This is a genomic window from Actinacidiphila glaucinigra (genome assembly GCF_900188405.1).
In the GTDB taxonomy this organism is placed as follows: Bacteria; Actinomycetota; Actinomycetes; order Streptomycetales; family Streptomycetaceae; genus Actinacidiphila; species Actinacidiphila glaucinigra.
The window spans coordinates 15,623-33,415 of record NZ_FZOF01000050.1 but is presented as its reverse complement, the minus strand read 5'-3'; the positions used below and the strand labels follow the sequence as shown (position 1 = coordinate 33,415).

Genomic DNA, 17,793 nt, shown 5'->3' with positions numbered 1-17,793 from the left:
GTTGGTGGGCTGGTGGGCGGTGGAGAGGTCGATGAGTTCCTGGTAGGTGAAGACCTTGTTCCGTACCGATTCGAAGCCCGGGACGGTGTAGTAGAACATGTCGTTGGTGTAGTCCCACAGGCCGCTGCGGTGGGAGAGCAGGTGCCGCACGGTGATGCGGTCGTCGGGCAGCGGCTGGGGCAGGTAGGTGTTCGCCGGGGCGTCGAGGTCGATCCGGCCCTCCGCGACGAGCTGCATCAGCACCACGGTGGTGAAGCTCTTGCTGACGCTGCCGACCCGGAACCGCCGGTCCGCGTCCATCGCGGTACGCGCGACGGTGTCCGACTGCCCCATGGAGATGCGGTAGCTCGAACCGCCCGAGTCGATACGGGTCAGCGCGCCCGGGGCGCCGTTCGCCATCGCCTGCTTCTGGACGGCCAGGACGCCGGAGATGTCCGGGGCGGGCAGCGACGGGCTCGCGGCGACGGCCGGCGAGGCGGCCAGGGTGGTGATCACGGCAGTGCTCGCGAGCGTGATGCTCGCAATGGTGAAACGCATCCGGTTCTCTCTGTCGTCGGTCAAGGAGCGTGGGACGGAGTCGTGCGGGCCGAGCGCCCGCAGCGCTCACGGCTCCACATCAACTGGCCGGCCCCGCACCGGTTCTGTGACACGACCGTAGTGCCGGACACCACGACGGAGGGCGGGTACCCCCGTACCCGCCCTCCATCAACTCGCCTAATCCATAGGGCACTTGACCGCCGATAGACCCTGCCCGGCTGCTTTGGCCGATCCCGGCCTCACGTCGTCCGGCGGCGCTCCCGAGCCGATCGCAGGCGCAGACCCAGGCGGATGACGAGGGCGGCGAAGCCCGTCAGGACCGCGGCCTCCGCCCAGAGGCTCCCGGAGCCGTACGGGACGGAGGCCAGCAGGCCGTCGTGGTACAGCGGGACGACCGACGTCGCGGCGATCAGAGCCCCCGCGCAGACCGCTCCGTACCGCAGGCGAGCCAGACCCCAGGCCGCCGGGAAGGCCAGGACGAGCGGGGTGAAGAAGGCGAACAGGTGCATCGGGTCCGCGCGCCCGGGTTCGGTCACCCCGACGTCGGCGAGCGCCTGGAAGACGGTGAGCGACCCCGCGACCATCGGAACGCCGAGGGCGAGGGCGATCAGCGCGGCGGAGCGACGGCCGCGTGTGCCGACCGGTGGCAGGTCGGGCGGGGCTGCCAGCACGACCGCCGCGGCGAGCGCCAGCCCGAGCACGGTCGGCAGGTTCTGCGACAGCCCCGCCGGGCCGCCCGACCAGTGGGCCAGCGGTACCGAGACCACCGCGCCGAGGAGGGCCGCGCCCGCCGCGATGCGCGCCCATGCCCAGCGGCCCGCGAGAAGGCACCCCAGGGCGACCGGCCAGGGCGCGTAGGCGAGCGGGGTGTAGGTGCGCTCGCCGTCCCAGGGCAGCGGATCGAGCGGCCACACAACCAGCAGCGCCGCCGCCAACGAGGCCGCCACCGCGACGACGTACGGGACCAGCCCGGCCACCGCGCGTCCCGCCGGTCTGGCCGAGCCCAGGCCCGTGCGCATCCGCAGCGCGTGCCCCGCCACGGCCGCCGTCTCACGCAGCGCTTCCAGCCGGCCCGCACCGGCGCCGGCGTCCTCGAGGGTTGCCGCGATCTCCGCGCCGTGCCGGCGACGGTACGCGGCCGGGTACAGGGCGATCACGGGATGCCGCCCGCGCACGCCGCGCTCCCGCTCCTCGGCAGCATCGCCCCTCATGCGCCCGCTCCGCCCCGCGTCGGGCGCGCCACCGCGCCGGGGCGGGCCAGCCCGATCCGGCGCTCCGCCTCATGTGCCGTCGCGCGCAGCCGGTCCGCCTCGGCGGCGAGCAGCGCGTAGCCGGCGTCGGTGAGCGCGTAGGTCCGGCGCAGCCTGCCCTCGACGATCTCCTCACGCTCGACCCTGACGACCCCCTGCCCCAGCAGCCGGTCGAGCGCCCCGTACAGCGTGCCCGCCCGCAGGCGGACCCGCCCGCCGGATATCGCGGCGACCTCCTCGATCAGCGCGTAGCCGTGCCGGGGCGCATCGGCGAGTGCGGTGAGCAGGAGCAACGTCGGCTCCTGCAACGAACGTTCAGTCATGGCCGTCACCATATACCGATGAACTGTATATACAAGTGACCTGACTTTGAAGGCCGTTCACTGCGGGCCGGCAGGCAGGTCACCACGGGCCGGGCATTTCAGTTGCCCACAAATAACTTGTGCACGAGGCAATACGGCGCTAAGTTTCTCGGTGTCGGCAGCACCCCAGCGGCGCACCGGCGAAGGCAACGACCCGCAGCGTCCGAGGAGAAGAACCACCATGAACGACACCACCACCCGCCCGGCCCCGCACAAGCCCACCATCGTGCTGGTGCACGGCGCGTTCGCGGACTCCTCCAGCTGGAACGGCGTCATCCCGCACCTGCGGGAGGCCGGGTATCCGGTCGTCGCGGTCGCCAACCCGCTGCGCGGCCTGGCCGGTGACGCCGCCTACGTCGCGAGCGTGGTGAAGGGCGTGGAAGGCCCCGTCGTCCTCGCCGGGCACTCCTACGGCGGCGCCGTGATCAGCGAAGCCGCCGCCGACGAGGCGAAGGTCAAGGCCCTGGTCTACGTCGCCGCGTTCATCCCCGACAAGGGCGAGAGCGCCCTGGAGCTGTCGAACAAGTACCCCGGGAGCACCCTCGGCCCGAACCTCGACGCGCTGCCCTTCCCCGTGACCGACGCCGGGGCGCCCTTCCCGCTGACCGACACCGGGACCGGCACCGACCTCTACATCAAGACCGAGGCGTTCCACGACCAGTTCGCCGCCGACGTCCCGCACGAGGTCACCGAGCTGATGGCCGCCACCCAGCGCCCCATCGCCGCGGCCGCCCTGGAGGAGCCGGCCACCGCGGCCGCGTGGCGGGCGATCCCCTCCTGGAGCCTCGTCGCCACCGCCGACCGCAACATCCCCCCGGCCGCGCAGCGCTTCATGTCCGAGCGCGCGCAAGCCCGTACCGAGGAGGTCGACGCCTCCCACGCCGTCTCCGTCTCCCGGCCCGAGGCCGTCGCCCGCCTCATCCGGCAGGCCGCCGAGAGCACCGCCGCCTGACCCCGATGTTGCCCGCGCCCCCGGCAGTCACTAGATTCCATCAGGTGACTGCCGGGTCGGCCTTGAGCCAAGCACGAGCAGGGTCGCCGGCCTTGGCGTGAGCGCGAGGCGGGCAAGAGCCCCGCCCTCCTTCCGAGTCTCCCCGCGGTGCCCCCATGCGGCACCGGCCCCAGCGAACCCGAGACCCGGAGACCGATGTCACCGATGCCCAACGACCAGCAGAACCCCTCAGCCATCAAGCCGTCGCCGGCTCCCGCCCGGTTGGACCACACCGCCGTCTACGCCCGTGACCGGCGGTTGTCGGCCGAGTTCCTGGCCGTCGTACTCGGCCTGGAGGTCGGCGCACCCTTCGGGCCGTTCCTCCCCGTCGAGCTCGGCAACGGCGTGACCTTCGACTACTACGAGAAGCGTGACGAGCCGATCCAGTCGCAGCACTACGCGTTCCTGGTCACCGAGGAGCAGTTCGACCAGGTGATCGGCCGCCTGGAGGCGATCGGCGTCACTCACCACGCCGACCCCCGCCATACCGAGCCCGGTCGGATCAACCGCCTCTTCGGCGGTCGTGGCGCGTACTTCGCCGACCCGGACGGCCACAACATGGAGGTCCTGACCCGGCCCTACGTCCGCCCCTAGGCCGTGCCGTCAAACGCCCTCCCCCAGCCTTCGGCCGGGGGTGCCCCCACCCCGCGGCGCTCCCCCAGCTTCGCTGGGAGGTGCCCCCACGCTGCGTTGTCGAATCGTCCGAGTAGCCCACTACGAGGACGACTCTCCGCCTTGCGATGCACCGCACTGGGGGCACCTCCCAGCGCAAGCTGGGGGAACCGCGGTGCCCGCCCTTCGGGCGGTGGGGGCACCTCCCAGCGGTAGCCGGGGGAGCTCATGTGACGACACGACCTAGCCCGGCCGCCGGCCTCCGTCCCTTCCGGCCTCCGTCCCTTCCGGCCCCGGGCTCGCGGGCCCGGGGCCGGCGGTGGTCTAACCGGCCGGGATCCCGGCCTCCCGCGCCCACAGGGCGGCCAGGTCGAGCCTGGTGCTGCGGATGCCCCGGTGCCCGGCCGCCACCAGGTGGCCGCTGCCGGTGAGGGCCAGGGCCTGGACATCGTGCAGAGCGGGGACGACGGCCCTGCGTCCGCTGAGCAGGTGCCACAGGTGCAGTCGCCGGTCGGACCAGGCGACGGCGAGGACGGGTCCGGCGTCATCGGTGTCGGCCGCCGCCAGGGCCACGGGGACCGCCGCGCGGCGCTCGACCGGGTCCGGCGGGCTGTCGCCGCCCTCGGTGTCCCACAGCCTGACGGTGCCGTCGAGGCCGCCGGTGACCAGCAGCACGGCGGAATCGGAGATGTCGAGGCAGGCCACCGCCGTCACGCCGGTCCGGTGCGGCTCGACGTCGCGCGGGCCGGGGCCGATGTCGTACAGGGGCCACAGCCGCACGCGGCCCTGGCCGTCCGCCACGGCGACGTGGCGCGGGGTCGACGCGATGGCGGTGGGGCGCTCGGGAAGGGAGGCCAGCGAGGCGGAGTTGTGGTGCAGGGCCAGGTAGCCCAGGCCCATGGGCACCTGGGCCCCGGTGGCCAGCGGAAGCGGGTGGAGCGTCCCCGCTCCGTCGAGGGCCAGCAGGCAGTCGGCCGTCACCGCGGTGAGCGCCACGGGTTGCCACGGCGTGCCGCCCGACGACGGGCTCGCGACGACCTGACCGTCGGCGAGCGCGAGCCGGGCGAGCTGCCCCAGGCCGTTCGCCGAGACGAGGGTGCCGTCGGAACCGGTGGCACCCGGCAGGAGGGCGAGGGCCTCCGCGGGTCGTGACGGACGGGACCAGCGGGTGGTCCAGGGGCCCGACTCGGCCAGTGGCCTGAGGTACTCGGCCAGGCGGGGGTCGGTGCCGGCGGCCGCGGCGTGCAGGACGGCGGCCCGTTGGGCGTCGGGCAGGTCCGGGGCCGACAGTGCGGGGGCCGCGTCGGCCCACACGGCGCGCAGGCTCGAAGGCAGGGGGACGGCGGGGTCTTCCAGGGTGGCGGTGATGGCCGGGACCGATCCGTACACCAGGTAGCCGGGGTCCCTGAGCAGTTCGTGGGCCGCGCCCGTGGTCAGCGCGCGGTCGAGGGCGTGTTCGCGCTCGTCGGCCGAGGCGGTGCGCCAGTCCAGGCCCGGCGCCGGCGGGGCGGGGGTCACGGCGTCCTCCGGGCGAGGGCCGGGCAGCGGTGTCCCCACCGGGCGGGCGTCGTCGGCGGGTTCGAGCGTCAGGACGAGCGCGTCCGGTGTGCGGGCGAGTTCCGGTGCTTCCGTCTCGATGATCAGGCGGAGCTCCGGCAGCCCCAGAAGCGGGGCGAGGAGGTCGTCGACGACCGTGCCGGGGCGGCCGGACGGCAGGTGGGCCGGGCCCCGTCCGGCCTGGTGGAGATCGGTGACGGCGAGCAGCACCGGTCGCGGGTCCGCCCGGAGCCGTACCGGCAGTTCGTCCGGCTCGGTGGGGCCGTAGCCGAGTTGCCGGCCGAGCTGCCAGGCCAGTGTGCGGGCGGTCTGTCCGCGTGCGAATCCCACGGCGTGCACGGTGATCCGGGGGTCGGCGGCCGATCCCGCGACCAGCCAGGCGATCAGCCGGCTCTTGCCCGTACCGCGCGGCCCGGTGACCAGGGCGGCACGCGGCCGGTCACCGCCGGGGTCGGCGGCCCAGGCGAGGAGGTCGGCCGCCGGGCGGGCGGCCGGGCCCTCCGGGGGCGGCCATGCGGGGATGCCGGGCGTGGTCAGTGCGGGTCACCCCTTCTCGGACTGGCTTCGGACGAACGCCTGCAGTTCCCTGATGCCGGCGACCCGTTCCTCGGCGGTCTCGCCGTAGGAGACGTTGTGGGTGAGGGTGGCGTCGGGGAAGCTCATCTCGAGCCACATCGAGCAGTAGTGACCCGGCATGAAGCAGGGCTCGAGTTCGGTGTGGATGCGGGTGACCTGGTCGGGCTCGACACCGGCCGCGTACATCCGCGACCAGGTCCGTTCCTCCGCGTGCACGCAGATCGACCCCGGCTCGCTGACCAGGTGCCTGGTGCCGTCCGGGGCGGCGAACTCGAACGTCGCGAAGGACCGGACGCTGGCGGTGGTGCGGATGTCCTCCAGCACCAGCGGCCACCAGTGCTCCGGATCGGCGAAGGCCTCGGGGTCCGCGGACTCCAGCCGGCGGAGCGTGGCCTGGTAGGCGGCCGACGCCTGCTCGGGGTCCTCGCCGGTGGTGACGGCCTCCAGGAGGGTGTCCACCTCCAGCAGGCTCTCGGCGAACAGGGCCGGGCTGGAGCTGACGAATCTGTCCGGCTCGTCGTAGCCGAGGAGTACGCCCCACACCTTGCCGTCGGGAGCCACACAGAGGTCGAAGGCGCGGTCAGAGCCGAGGCGCGTCCAGGAGGCGTGGGGGTCCCCCTCCAGATCCCTGCCGATGCCCCGCGCGTACGCGCGCAGACCGACCGGCTCCTCCGGCAGCGTGTGGAAGTACGGGTTCACGCGCAGAGGCAGGACGAGGCCCGCGGTGTGCCCCCAGGCCGCGGCGTCCACGAGGTCGGGTACCGCGGGCCCGGTCTCCAGGAGCCGCACTCCCGATGCGCCGAACCGGTCGGTCAGGCGGTCGCCGGTGGGCGTCACGTCGTCGTTCTCCTCAAGGGGTGGGTACCGGTTCGCTAGTCCTGCATGAGGTTCCGCACGTACCGCAGAACGAGGTACCAGGCGGAGTCCTCGTTCTCCATCGCCGCGGCGTCGGTCCGGCGCATCAGCGCCAGCAGCCGGTCGTGCGCGCCCTCCGGGTCGACACCTTCGTCGGTGGCGGCCTCCGGATCGTAGTCGGGTCGCTCCTCCTCCAGCGCGTGGAGGAAGAACGCCAGCTCGTCCACGCCGCTGTTGAGGACGTGCGGGCTTCCGTCCTCCGGGATGCAGTACACGACCCCGGTCCTGGTGTCGACCATGACGTCGTCCATGCCGATCCCGCCCAGCGACAGCCAGGCCGACATGTCGAAGGGGCAGCTCGGGTACTTCCTGGAAACCGCCTGCCAGGCCTCGCCGCCGATGCGCAGGTCACCGTCGACGAGCAACTGATCGGCCTGGAACCAGCCCATCTGGTCCGGAAGGCCGACGTCCCTCAGAAAGACCCGGGTCGGCTCGTGGGCGATTCCGGCGAGAGCCGCGTCATCCGGAGTCACCAGTTCGTCGGGGCCGAAAACCGACTCCATGGCCACGCGGTCGATCAGGGGACTCATTTCGCAGCTTCCGGGCTTTCATTCGGGGGCGGCTGACGGGTGCAGATGGTACCAGTGGGGCATCTCAGTGGTGGTGGAGGCCCTTGAAGTTGGTCCAAGGGCTTCTCTTCTCCGGCCGCTCCCCCGGATACATCCGATTGAGCCGGTCCTCGACCTCCCGGTTTCCCTGTTCCATGGATTCGGCTGACGGCCCGTAGTCGATGCTGTGGGTGACGTTGACGTGCGGCATCCATTCCTGGATCCACGCCGCGCAGTCGCTGCTCTCGCTGCAGGGCGCCCGTTCGGTGTAGAGGTCCTTCACATGCTGCCCCGTCCCGTTCTCCAGAAAGGGTATGCCGATGACCTTTTCCGAGTGCACGGGGTTGTTGCTCCGTCCGACCAGGATGAAATCCCGGGTATTGCCGTCCTCGTGCTCGTATTCCACTCGTGCCGCGGCGTAGTTGTTGCTGCTGAACTTGGGCTCGCCGGTGTTCTTGTCCGGCGTGTAGTTGCCGTAGCTGCCCTGCTCGTGGCGTGCGAGCGCTGTCGCGCGGGACAGTTCGTCCTCGTAGAAGGGGACCTTCGTGGAGGCCTTGCGCGGCCGCGCGGCCCTGTCCTCCGGGGTGCTCTCCGGCCAGGCGTAGGGGTTGTCGGGATTCTTGGGACGGCGCGGGACGGTGTCCTTGTTCGCGCCCGTCAGCTTCAGCGGTACGCCCAGCAGGTCGCGGTCGGCGTCGGTCAGGTCGACGGGCCCGTTCCTGGTGAGCCGCTGGATCTTGCCGCGGTCGCCCAGGAGGTAGACCGGCCGCTCGCCGAGCTGGTCGCGCAGCTCGTCACGGTTCGGCTCCCGGCGGTGGATCCTGTGGAGGTCGTCGGCGATCTTGCCGTCGTTCTGGTGGTGGTTGTCGTGCATCAGCTTGACGCCTTGCTTCATGTCGTCGCCGATGTGTTTGGACGCCTTCTTGACCCCCTCGACGATGCCGGTCATCGCCTTGTCCATGGCACCGTTCACGGCGTTGGCGATGGCGTCCTTGCCCCGGGTGCGGCCCTGGTGGCTCTTCGCCTTGCCGATGTGCGACATGCTGTGGCCGTCGAAGTGGTCGCCGGCGCTCTTGAGCGAGTCCTGCAGGGAGCCGTACGACTGCAGATCGACGTTGATCTGCCCGGAGCCGCCGCCGCTGCCGCTGCCGCTGCCGCCCGAACCGCCTCCGCCCGGCCCGGCGGAGGCCAGTTGCATGGAGTCCTTGCCGGCCTTCGCGGTCCTGCCGAGGTCGACGCCGTTCTGCACACCCAGCGCGTTCGAGCCGACCTGGACCACCAGGTCGCCGACCATGGCCCCGATGGCCTCCTCGATGGGGGCGGTCACCCGGGACATGATCTCGTCGATGACGGCCTGCTGGACCTCCTTGAAGATCCGCTTCACGATCATCCGGCAGGCCTGCGTACCGGCGATCCCGCCGAGGGACGACAACCCCAGCGTGACGGGCGCGGCCGCCACAGCGGCGACGATCTCCGTGGCCAGGATGCCCAGTTGGACGATGGCCGCGAGCTTGGCGCCCTCGATCAGCACCGCGACCGCTTCCAGCCCGAAAGCTGCCGCCTCACCGATGTCGGTCAGCCCCGAGAGGTGCTTGCCGCGCACCATCTCCCAATGCGCGGCCAGGGCGTCCACCGCGGGGCCCTCGTTGGCCCCCACCATGTCCTGCATGGCCGCGTGCAGATCGAAGGTGCCGTTGCGCAGGCTCTCCGAGAAGTCGCGCATGGCCTGGGCCATCTCGCGGTAGTCGTCCTCGTCGACGTTGGGCCAGGACACGCCGATCAGGTCGAGAGCCTCATCCAGATAGCTCGGCAACACCACGCCCATGGAGCACCCCCGTGACATCGGCGCCGGTCGGTCGGCATCGTCTCGCCCTGTCCGACGCCGCGTCAACTGCGTTCGAGAACGGGCTGTTCGGAAAGGGCGCGCGGGATACACCGGCACGAACGAGGGCCAACTAGCCTTTTGTGTAGCCTCTTTGGGGACATCCGCGGGCGACGCTCCGCGCGGCCCGCGTCGTGACGGCCGGCGACCCCCAGGGGTACGGCCGTCGGGCGACGCGGGACGGCGCCTTCAGCGAACGGTGATCACCGTCTTGCCGCGGGCGTGCCCCAGCTCCACATGGCGCATCCCCTCGGCGGTCTCGGCCAGGGGATAGGTCCGGTCGACCACGGGGGTGAGCCGGCCGGCGTCGATGAGCGCGGTGACGGCGAGCAGGTCGTCCCGGGCGGGGCCGGCCGGGGTCGCCGGGAGGATCACCCGCAGTCGCTGCCGGGCGAAGGCGTTGGCGGCGACCAGGCGGAGCGTCGACCCCACGGCGCCGAACACGCGGCCGGGCGACCCGCCGCCGTTGGCCACCAGGGTGCCCGCCGGAGTGAGCACCCGGCGCAGCCGGCTGAGCGGGTGGTTGCCGACGTTGTCCAGGATCAGGTCGTAGCGGACGCCGGACCTGGTGAAGTCCTGCCGGGTGTAGTCGATGACGTGGCCGGCGCCCAAGGAGCGCACCAGTTCCGCGTTTCCCGGGCTGCACACCGCGGTGACCTCGGCGTCCAGGGCGGCGGCGATCTGCACCGCGAAGTGGCCCACGCCGCCGGCGGCGCCGTTGACCAGTACGCGGTGCCCGGCCTTCGCCCCGCCGACGGTCCGGATGCCGCGCAGCGCGGTCACCGCGCCCATCGGCACCGCGGCGGCCTGCTCGAACGTCAGGCCCGCGGGTTTGGGGACCACCAGGTCAGCGGTGGTGCGGGCGTACTCGGCGCAGGCCCCGGGGCAGAAGCCCAGCACCTCGTCACCGGGTTCGAGGCCCTGCACGCCCGGTCCGACGGCCTCCACGTGACCGGCGGCGTCGATCCCCGCCACGGCCGTCTTCGGCCGGGTCAGCCCCATGCCGCCCATGAGCCGCGCCACGTACGGGTCGCCGCGCATCATGTGCCAGTCGTACGGGTTGAGCGCGGCCGCGCGTACCCGCACCACCACCTCGCCGGCCCCCGGCTCCGGCCGGTCGACGTCCTCCAGCCGCAGAACCTCCGGCGGGCCGAAACTCTTCTGGACGATCGCTTCCATCGAACCCCCCAATGTCCGAACTCCCTTTCTGGGCACGGTAGGTGTACGGCGTACACCCGTCAAGAGCCGTGAGGGCGGGAGGTTTTGGCGTACGTGTTCTCAGCGGCTCAGGACGCGCGCCGCAGCCGCTCCAGGCCGTCCAGCATCAGATCCAGGGCGAACTCGAATTCCAGCTGGTCGTCGCAGCCGGCGCCGACGACGGACTCCGCGTCATGGGCCACCGCCATGGCCAGTTCGGTCACGTGCGGGTAGCGCGCGGCCATCTGCTCGGGCGGCAGCGCGTCCGGATCCGGCTCACCGCCCGGGGAGTCCTCGAACAACTCCTGGGAGAAGCCGAGCACACGGCTGCCCATGATGTGCATCGCGTGATGGACCAGGTCCAGCGTGAACCCGCCGGCCCGGAAGATCCCGATCATCGAGTCCAGGTACCCCAGCACCGCGGGGGTCGGGGCCGAACGTGCCTTCATCCGGGCCTCGATCACCCCCGGCGCCCACGGATGACGCAACAGCATCCGGCGCGCCGACAGCACCCGCCCTCGCACCGCCGGTTTCCAGTCCACCCCGGCGGCGGGCGGGTCGATCTCGCCGACCACGGCGTCGATCATGCCGTCCAGCAACTCGTCCTTGTTCGCCACGTGTTTGTACAGCGCCATCGGCACCACTCCGAGTGCCGCCGCGATCTTCCGCATGCTCAACGCGGCGACCCCGCCGTCATCGGCCAGCGCCACCGCGGCGGCCAGAATCCGCTTCCTGCTCAACGGCTTGCGCGTCCGCGCGGCGGCACCGGGCTGCATGGCGATCTCCACCGTCCTCCTCTTCCAGCTGCTCGACCAGGGCTGTTGGCACCGCCACGGGTGCGGACAGGCCCGCCCCATCCTCCCCCAGGCCCGGACGGGAGCGCAGAGGGTCAGCCCTCGCCGTGCCGGCGCGGATGCCGGACCACGGCCAGGGCGGTGCAGGCCGCGGCCGCCAGGAGGAGGAACGTCGCCCCCTCGCCGTAGTAGCCGGTCGTGTTCGCGATCACCGGGCCGGCGCACAGGATCGCACCGTAGGACAGGGCCTGGGCGGCGAGGCCCGACCGGTAGAACACCCCCGCGGCACACGCCACCACCAGCAGCGCGAGGACCACCGTGCCCGGCATGTCGTCGCGCACCGACAGCAAGGTGGCCGGTGCGACCGCCGCGAAGGCCCCCGCGAGACCGGGACGCAGAAACGTCAGCACCAGCGCGGTCAGCCACGAGGCGACCAGGGCCACGGTGGTGGTCGAGCCCGCGTACTCGTAGGAGTCCCACGCGGAGATCACCACGGGCAGCGACAGCAGCGTCGCCACGAACGGGGCGAGCCGTTCGCCCCGCCACAGGGCGCCGAACGTCACCCGGCCCGGCGCGGGCGTGGCGACCGGGGGCGGCGCGCCGAAGGCGCCCGTCACCGGCGGGACCGTCGGCGCCGACACCGGCTGCGGCGGCAACGGCGGTGCCGCCGCGGCGGCTTGCGCCCGCCCGGGCGCCCCGCCCGGCACCGCCGCCTGATCCTGGGCCCCGGCAAGACGGGTGCCGCCCGCCGTGCCCGCCAGGCTGCCGCCGCTGTGCAGACTCCCCAGGGCGTCGCGCAGCGCGCCCATGCCCAGGAACCGCTGGTCGGGCTGCTTGGCCAGTGCGCGCAGCACGACGGCGTCGACGTCGGCCGGCAGTTGCGGCCGCAGCGCCGAAGGCGGCACCGGGTCCTTGGCCAGGTGCTGGTTCATCACGGCGAACGGCGAGTCACCGGTGAACGGAGGCCGGCCGGTGAGCAGTTCGTAGAACAGGCAGCCCAGCGAGTACTGGTCGGTGCGCGCGTCCACCGCCGTGCCGTGGATCTGCTCCGGGGACAGGTAGGCCGGCGTGCCCACGGTCATTCCGGTCGCGGTCAGCCGCGTCGCGGTGTCCGCGACCACCTTCGCGATGCCGAAGTCGAGGATCTTGACCTGGCCGTCTGCGGTGATCATCACGTTCGACGGCTTCACGTCGCGGTGGACCAGTCCCTGCGCGTGGCTGTGCGCGAGGGCGTCGGCGACGTCCCGCATGATCGCCGTCGAGCGCTCCATGGTGAGCGGGCCGTCGCCGAGGACCTCGGCGAGCGTGCGGCCGTCGATGAACTCCATGACCAGATAGGGCACGGCCTCGTCCTCTCCGGTGTCCTCGCCGACGTCGTGCAGCACCGCGATCCCCCGGTGGGTGAGCGACGCGACCGTACGGGCCTCCCGCCGGAAGCGGGAGCGGAACTCCTCGTGCCGGGTCAGCTCCGGAGGCAGCACCTTCACCGCCACCGCACGGCCGAGCTCGCGGTCGACACCGCGCCACACCTCCCCCATGCCGCCCCGGCCGACGGTCTCCACCAGCTCGTACCGCCCCGACAACACGCGCATCGCGCACCCCCGCTCACACACCCCGCCCAGACACGTCACTGTCAGCCTATGGACAGACTTGTCACAAGTACGGTGCTTTCCATCGGCTTTGCAGGGGCGCACCAGCGCACACACCGGCGCCCGGAAGCCGAGTCGGCCCAGGACACGAGCGCTGCCGTCAACTCATGGCGCGGGATACGGTGCGGGAAGCGGTGCCGGCGGCGCACGGATTCCTGCTCACCGAAAGGGTGGGTGCGGTGCAGATCAGTACGCGAGTCGAGCGACGGATCCGGCGGGACTTTCCGGAACGCGGTGCTGCGCCGGAGATCATGCTGATGCTCGACGAACTCCCCGAGACTGCCGACTACGACCCGGAGGTGTTCGGAAGCGAGCGCTTGCAAGCGGCGATCGGCCTGCTCGCCCGGGGAAGCGTTCACCGGTTCCGGGAAGCCGTTCGACTCGCCCGGACGGACTGGCGTGACCTGCTGGTGGCGGCCGCGCTGGCCCACGAGGACTGGCCAGAGGCGTTGGACGCTGAACTGGGCCCCTGAGTGCGCGTCGACCCGTTTGCCGTTGCGCATGCGCGCCGTCCGGGAACGGTGTGCGCGATCTGCGCCTGTCCCGAGGTCGATCCCCGTTCGACCGCGGTGCGGATGTCGCGAGTCGGCGGGTGCATAGGATCGCCGGCATGGCGCTGCGACCCGTTCAGGTGAACATGAAGGCCCTTGACGCCTCGGCGGTCGGCCGGTTCTGGGCGGCGGCGCTCGGCTGGAGTGCCTACAGCCCGGGCGTGACCACCTACGCCGGACCCCCGGGCGGCCTCGTCTGGCCGGACCCGGTGGCCCTCGGCGTCGACGTCGTTCCCGTGCCGGAACCCAAGACGGCGACGAAGAACCGTGCGCACCTCGATCTCGCCACCAGCTCCGCGACCCATCAGGCGGAGTTGGTCGCGCGCCTCCGGGCTCTCGGTGCGACGTCCGTCCGGGTGGGCCAGGGCGACGTCCCGTGGACGGTCCTTGCCGACCCCGAGGGGAACGAGTTCTGCGTGCTGGAGCCCCGGGAGATCCACCGGGACACCGGCCCGATCGCCCGGGTGGTGGTCGACTGCGCGGATCCGCGGGCCATGGCCCGGTTCTGGGACTCGGCGATGGACTGGACCCTGCGGGAGGTGACCGACGATCGTGCGGTGTTGCGCTCCGCCGAGAATGCCGGCCCGTATCTCGAGTTCCTGCGCACGCCCGATGTGAAGACCGTGCCGGACCGCGTCCATCTCGACCTGCTGCCGTACCCCGGTGACGACAAGCCGGCGGAGGTGGCCAGGTTGCGGGCCCTCGGCGCCACCGACCTCGACCTCGGCCAGGGCGACGTCCCGTGGACGTGCCTGACGGACCCGGAGGGCCACGAGTTCTGCGTCCTCGCCCCGTCCTGACGCGGAACTCGTCCGTCGGATCACCCGGCCGCACGGGCGCCCGAGCGGCAGCCGTCAGGCCAGATTGCCGGCGGGGATCCGGGTCGGGGCGAACCACTGCTGGATCCAGTGCGGATAGAGCGCCGGGGGCCTGCTGGCCTCGTCGAGTTCGGCGAGGTCCTGCTCGGTCAGCGTCAGGGCGCCGGCGGCGACGTTGTCCGCGAGCTGCTCCACCGTGCGGACGCCGACGATCACGCTGGTGACGGCGCGCTGCGCGAGCAGCCAGGCCAGGGCCACCCGGGCCGGGCCGACCTCGTGCCGCGCCGCGACGGCCCGGACCGCGTCGAGCACCGCGAATCCCCGTTCCTCGTCGAACGGTACGAAGTCGAAGCCGTTGCGGGCACGGCGGGAGTCCGGTTCCGTGGTCGCCCCACCGCGGTCGAACTTGCCGGTGAGGAATCCGCCGGCCAGTGGCTGCCACACCGTCAGGCCCAGCCCCGCGTCCTCGGCCAGGGGCACCAGCTCGTGCTCGGCGTCGCGTGCCACCAGCGAGTAGTGGGTCTGGTTGGCGACGAACGCCGCCTGGTGGTGCAGCGCGGAGATGCCCAGCGCTTTGCTGATCTGCCAGGCGGCCAGGTTGGAACAGCCGATGTAGCGGACCTTGCCCTGGCGCACCGCGTCGTCGAGGGCGCTCAGCGTCTCCTCTACGGGCGTCAGGTGGTCGTGGTTGTGGATCTGGTAGAGGTCGATGTAGTCGGTCCCCAGCCGGCGCAGACTGTCCTCCAGGGCCCGCATCACGTGCAGCCGCGACAGCCCCTGGTCGTTGGGTCCCGGTCCGACCGGGGCGAGCAGCTTGGTGGCCAGCACCACGTCCCGCCGGCGCCGCCCGACCGCCCGGCCGAGCAGTTCCTCGCTCTCGCCGTCGGCGTAGACGTCCGCGGTGTCCAGGAAGTTGATCCCGGCGTCCAGCGCCGCGCCGACCACCCGGTCCACGTCCTCCTGCCCCAGCGCCCCATGGGTGCCGTACACCGGGTGGTCCTTGCCTCCGAACGTCATCGCGCCCAGGGAGATCTCGGAGACCCAGACCCCGGTACGTCCCAGCAGACGATATTTCACAGGTCACTCCTCGTACGCACACGTACTCGCTTGGTCGCGGCGGCGGCCGGGGCAGGGCGCCCCACACCTTTCCGTTCGCAACGTCCGGACATCGCGTCCGGAAATTACGCTACACGATGTCCGGACGCGGTGTAATGTGACGTTCCCCGCCGGCCCCGGCCCCGCGACGACCCAGGATCCGGACATGCCCTCGATCACCCGCCGACGCTCCGCGAAGCTCGGCCGCCCCACCTCGGCCGAGGCGGACGTCCTGGCCGCGACCCAGCGCCTGCTGGCAGGCGGCGCCACCTTCACGGAACTCGGCGTGCAGCAGATCTGCACCGAGGCCGGCGTGGCCCGCTCGACCTTCTACAGCCACTTCCGCGACAAGACCGACCTGCTGCTGCGCCTCGCCGGCCGGCTCATGGCCACGTCCTTCGACGTCACCTCGGCGTGGCAGCCCGCGGCCGGCGTCGAGGGCCTCGAGGAGGCCTTCCTGCAGGTGATCCAGGTCTACCGGCGGCACGCCGCGGTCCGGCGGGCGCTCGCCGAGGTCGCGACGTACGACAGCGCGGTGCGCGACTACTTCACGGCCGAGCTGCACCAGTTCACCGACTGGACGATCAAGATCCTCCGCGCCGAGCAGGAAGCCGGCCGCACCCCCGCCGGCCTCGACCCCGTCAGCGCCACCCGGATCATCGTCACCGGCGGTGAGCGCGCCCTGACGGACCAGGTCACCTCCGCCGACCCCGCGAGCGACCCCGCGTTCGCCCGCGAACTCGCGCACACCTGGTGGCACGGCGTCTACCGCCGCCCCGGCACCTGACCCCACGGGACGTCCGCGGCCCCTCGACGGTACTAGGGTGGACCGTGGGGGGAAGCAAGACGGCCCGGAACGGGTGACGGAGCAAGGCCCGCGGCGCGGTGACCGGTCCGCTGCAGGTCCGGCCGCCACAGGCGGCGACCGGAGCGGATCGCGCTGACGCCGCCGGGCACTGGGGATGGACCAGAGGCGGTTCAGAACCATGAGGGACACACATCGGCTTGAGCCCGACTCGGCGAACCTCGGCAGCGGCCCGGTGCTCGCGGCATGGGAACGGTTCGTGCAGGGCGAGGATCACGTCCCCGGCGTCCGGCCGCTGGTGGCGATCTCCTGGCACCGCTGCCGGGAGCAGTACCGGGTCGACCCCCACCTCACCAGGGCTCCGGTGGCCGTGGCCAGGCCCGACCACACCCCCGAGCACGACGTGGTCTTCGCCGAACTGGGCTTCCGCGCCGCCGCCGTGGCGCATGAGGTGGGCAGCCTCGGCGGCGTCGTCACCGTCGCCGACGCCACCGGCCGCATCCTCGCCGCGTGGGGTGACCATGCCACGCTCGTCCGGGCCGGAGACTGCAATCTGGCGCCCTGGTTCTGCTGGTCCGAGCGCGCGGTTGGCACGAACGGCATGGGCACGGCGCTCGAGGCACACGGCCCGGTGCCCATCAGGGGCGCCGAGCACTGGTGCCAGGCCTTCCACGACTGGGTGTGCGCGGGCATCGCGGTGCGTGACGTGGTCACCAGGGAACCGATCGCGGTTCTGAACGTCTCCTGCTGGCGCGGCGGGCTTCCCGCGGCCGTCGAAAGCTGGCTGGCGAGCGCCGTCACCATGACCCGCTACCCGCTCAAAAGCCGCGCCCGGGACAGCGGCGCGGAGTTGGTCGCGGCCTACACCGAGGCCAGGGCGACGACCGGTGCGGCGCTCGCCGCCGTGGACACCGCGGGCAAGGTGGTGATCGCCGACGACATGGCGGGCGTGCTCCTGGGCGTCCCCGCCCACACCCCGGCGATCGACCCCACTCTGCGGTGGAACCCCGGGCTGCCGGAATTCATCGCGGCCGCCCGGTACGCCGGCCGGCAGGCGGTCCACGATCGCGACTGGGTCGGCTCGACGCAGATCTTCGCCCACCTCGCCGACGAGCCGACGTCGATCAGCTTCCGGCCCGTCTTCTCCTCCGGCCACCTGATCGGGAACCTGGTGCTGTTCGGCGTTTCCGACGGGGCGCGGCTGCCGCCGACGGAGGGACCCGCGCGCCCCCGGGTGCCGCCGCGCCGGCTGGTCGCGCTGCGCGACAACCGGATGGTGCTGCTGCGGCTGCCGGAAGTCTCCTTCGCCGAGTCGCACGGAAGCGACGTGTGGCTCTCCACCGATCAGGGCCGGTTGCGGGCCGCCTCCCTGAGCCTGGACAGGCTCGACAGCGATCTGGCGGACGTCGGCTTCCTGCGGGTGCACCGCCGGTACGTCGTCAATCTCAGCCGCATCCGGGAGATCGAGCGCGGGCTCAAGGGCGAGCTGTCCCTGGTCATGGAGGGCCGGACGAACGAGATGGTGCCGGTCTCCCGGCGGAACGCGCCGGCCGTGCGTCGCGCGCTGAACCTCTGAACCACGACGCAACCTCCGGAAGGAGATCCCCGTGTCCGACTTTCCGGATGCCGCCGCCGACCGGACGGACGCCGGCAA

17 protein-coding genes are annotated in these 17,793 nt (G+C 72.2%); 6 read left to right on the top strand and 11 right to left on the bottom strand.

All coding sequences use genetic code 11. The features are described from left to right. From CHF15_RS42240 to CHF15_RS42230, 3 genes are all read right to left on the bottom strand, one after another. A partial coding sequence (locus CHF15_RS42240) for a serine hydrolase domain-containing protein (protein ID WP_143681775.1) occupies positions 1–537 on the bottom strand: 537 nt, incomplete at its 3' end. Between the two features lie 239 nt (positions 538–776). Further along, positions 777–1,748, bottom strand: coding sequence for a hypothetical protein (locus CHF15_RS42235; protein WP_089229259.1), 972 nt, complete (start codon positions 1,746–1,748; stop codon positions 777–779). Next, the gene (locus CHF15_RS42230) at positions 1,745–2,110 is read right to left on the bottom strand and encodes a PadR family transcriptional regulator (RefSeq protein ID WP_089229258.1); all 366 of its coding nucleotides are present in this window, start codon (positions 2,108–2,110) and stop codon (positions 1,745–1,747) included. Before CHF15_RS42230 ends, CHF15_RS42235 begins: the two co-directional genes overlap by 4 nt. A 220-nt stretch (positions 2,111–2,330) precedes the next feature. Here CHF15_RS42230 and CHF15_RS42225 point away from each other — a divergent pair, with 220 nt between their 5' ends. After that, on the top strand, positions 2,331–3,101 hold the full coding sequence (locus tag CHF15_RS42225) for an alpha/beta fold hydrolase (RefSeq protein ID WP_089229257.1): 771 nt from the start codon (positions 2,331–2,333) through the stop codon (positions 3,099–3,101). A 204-nt stretch (positions 3,102–3,305) separates the two neighbouring features. Beyond that, the gene (locus CHF15_RS42220) at positions 3,306–3,734 is read left to right on the top strand and encodes a VOC family protein (protein WP_089229256.1); all 429 of its coding nucleotides are present in this window, start codon (positions 3,306–3,308) and stop codon (positions 3,732–3,734) included. Between the two features lie 342 nt (positions 3,735–4,076). Here the strand turns inward: CHF15_RS42220 and CHF15_RS42215 are convergent, their stop codons facing one another. The 7 genes from CHF15_RS42215 to CHF15_RS42185 all read right to left on the bottom strand — a co-directional run bounded on the left by CHF15_RS42215 (position 4,077) and on the right by CHF15_RS42185 (position 12,813). After that, a complete protein-coding gene (locus CHF15_RS42215) occupies positions 4,077–5,639 on the bottom strand; it encodes a WD40 repeat domain-containing protein (protein ID WP_143681774.1) in 1,563 nt (520 codons plus the stop codon). A 213-nt stretch (positions 5,640–5,852) separates the two neighbouring features. Next, on the bottom strand, positions 5,853–6,722 hold the full coding sequence (locus CHF15_RS42210; protein WP_089229254.1) for a nucleic acid/nucleotide deaminase domain-containing protein: 870 nt from the start codon (positions 6,720–6,722) through the stop codon (positions 5,853–5,855). A gap of 35 nt (positions 6,723–6,757) precedes the next feature. Then, complete coding sequence (locus CHF15_RS42205) at positions 6,758–7,330, bottom strand: SUKH-4 family immunity protein (protein WP_089229253.1); 573 nt, start codon at positions 7,328–7,330, stop codon at positions 6,758–6,760. 64 nt (positions 7,331–7,394) lie between these two features. Then, a complete protein-coding gene (locus CHF15_RS42200; RefSeq protein ID WP_179280237.1) occupies positions 7,395–9,173 on the bottom strand; it encodes a nucleic acid/nucleotide deaminase domain-containing protein in 1,779 nt (592 codons plus the stop codon). A 246-nt stretch (positions 9,174–9,419) separates the two neighbouring features. Continuing rightward, positions 9,420–10,409 (bottom strand): NAD(P)-dependent alcohol dehydrogenase, encoded by a 990-nt coding sequence (locus CHF15_RS42195; protein ID WP_089229251.1) that lies wholly within the window; start codon positions 10,407–10,409, stop codon positions 9,420–9,422. A gap of 107 nt (positions 10,410–10,516) precedes the next feature. After that, complete coding sequence (locus tag CHF15_RS42190) at positions 10,517–11,203, bottom strand: TetR/AcrR family transcriptional regulator (RefSeq protein ID WP_089229266.1); 687 nt, start codon at positions 11,201–11,203, stop codon at positions 10,517–10,519. Positions 11,204–11,316: 113 nt separating this feature from the next. Then, the gene (locus tag CHF15_RS42185; RefSeq protein ID WP_089229250.1) at positions 11,317–12,813 is read right to left on the bottom strand and encodes a serine/threonine-protein kinase; all 1,497 of its coding nucleotides are present in this window, start codon (positions 12,811–12,813) and stop codon (positions 11,317–11,319) included. Positions 12,814–12,977: 164 nt separating this feature from the next. Between CHF15_RS42185 and CHF15_RS42180 the strand changes: the two genes are divergently transcribed. Both CHF15_RS42180 and CHF15_RS42175 read left to right on the top strand, forming a co-directional pair. Further along, positions 12,978–13,343 (top strand): hypothetical protein, encoded by a 366-nt coding sequence (locus tag CHF15_RS42180; RefSeq protein WP_245939350.1) that lies wholly within the window; start codon positions 12,978–12,980, stop codon positions 13,341–13,343. Between the two features lie 137 nt (positions 13,344–13,480). Then, complete coding sequence (locus tag CHF15_RS42175; protein WP_089229249.1) at positions 13,481–14,221, top strand: VOC family protein; 741 nt, start codon at positions 13,481–13,483, stop codon at positions 14,219–14,221. A gap of 54 nt (positions 14,222–14,275) precedes the next feature. On the opposite strand, the gene CHF15_RS42170 is transcribed toward CHF15_RS42175, so the two are convergent. Next, positions 14,276–15,316 (bottom strand): aldo/keto reductase, encoded by a 1,041-nt coding sequence (locus CHF15_RS42170; RefSeq protein WP_089229248.1) that lies wholly within the window; start codon positions 15,314–15,316, stop codon positions 14,276–14,278. 184 nt (positions 15,317–15,500) lie between these two features. Here CHF15_RS42170 and CHF15_RS42165 point away from each other — a divergent pair, with 184 nt between their 5' ends. Both CHF15_RS42165 and CHF15_RS42160 read left to right on the top strand, forming a co-directional pair. Next, positions 15,501–16,121 carry a TetR/AcrR family transcriptional regulator gene (locus CHF15_RS42165; RefSeq protein WP_143681773.1) on the top strand — a complete coding sequence of 207 codons (621 nt, stop codon included), beginning with the start codon at positions 15,501–15,503 and terminating at the stop codon, positions 16,119–16,121. Between the two features lie 199 nt (positions 16,122–16,320). Continuing rightward, the gene (locus CHF15_RS42160; protein ID WP_089229246.1) at positions 16,321–17,715 is read left to right on the top strand and encodes a DNA-binding protein; all 1,395 of its coding nucleotides are present in this window, start codon (positions 16,321–16,323) and stop codon (positions 17,713–17,715) included. Positions 17,716–17,793 lie beyond the last annotated feature (78 nt).

Excerpts from the sequence above, each read along its gene's own strand:
- CHF15_RS42180 (WP_245939350.1), top strand. The coding sequence starts at position 12,978 with ATGGCGCGGGATACGGTGCGGGAAGCGGTGCCGGCGGCGCACGGATTC.
- CHF15_RS42200 (WP_179280237.1), bottom strand. The coding sequence starts at position 9,173 with ATGGGCGTGGTGTTGCCGAGCTATCTGGATGAGGCTCTCGACCTGATC.
- CHF15_RS42225 (WP_089229257.1), top strand. The coding sequence starts at position 2,331 with ATGAACGACACCACCACCCGCCCGGCCCCGCACAAGCCCACCATCGTG.
- CHF15_RS42220 (WP_089229256.1), top strand. The coding sequence starts at position 3,306 with ATGCCCAACGACCAGCAGAACCCCTCAGCCATCAAGCCGTCGCCGGCT.
- CHF15_RS42235 (WP_089229259.1), bottom strand. The coding sequence starts at position 1,748 with ATGAGGGGCGATGCTGCCGAGGAGCGGGAGCGCGGCGTGCGCGGGCGG.
- CHF15_RS42175 (WP_089229249.1), top strand. The coding sequence starts at position 13,481 with ATGGCGCTGCGACCCGTTCAGGTGAACATGAAGGCCCTTGACGCCTCG.
- CHF15_RS42205 (WP_089229253.1), bottom strand. The coding sequence starts at position 7,330 with ATGAGTCCCCTGATCGACCGCGTGGCCATGGAGTCGGTTTTCGGCCCC.
- CHF15_RS42230 (WP_089229258.1), bottom strand. The coding sequence starts at position 2,110 with ATGACTGAACGTTCGTTGCAGGAGCCGACGTTGCTCCTGCTCACCGCA.
- CHF15_RS42190 (WP_089229266.1), bottom strand. The coding sequence starts at position 11,203 with ATGCAGCCCGGTGCCGCCGCGCGGACGCGCAAGCCGTTGAGCAGGAAG.
- CHF15_RS42195 (WP_089229251.1), bottom strand. The coding sequence starts at position 10,409 with ATGGAAGCGATCGTCCAGAAGAGTTTCGGCCCGCCGGAGGTTCTGCGG.
- CHF15_RS42165 (WP_143681773.1), top strand. The coding sequence starts at position 15,501 with ATGCCCTCGATCACCCGCCGACGCTCCGCGAAGCTCGGCCGCCCCACC.
- CHF15_RS42160 (WP_089229246.1), top strand. The coding sequence starts at position 16,321 with ATGAGGGACACACATCGGCTTGAGCCCGACTCGGCGAACCTCGGCAGC.
- CHF15_RS42185 (WP_089229250.1), bottom strand. The coding sequence starts at position 12,813 with ATGCGCGTGTTGTCGGGGCGGTACGAGCTGGTGGAGACCGTCGGCCGG.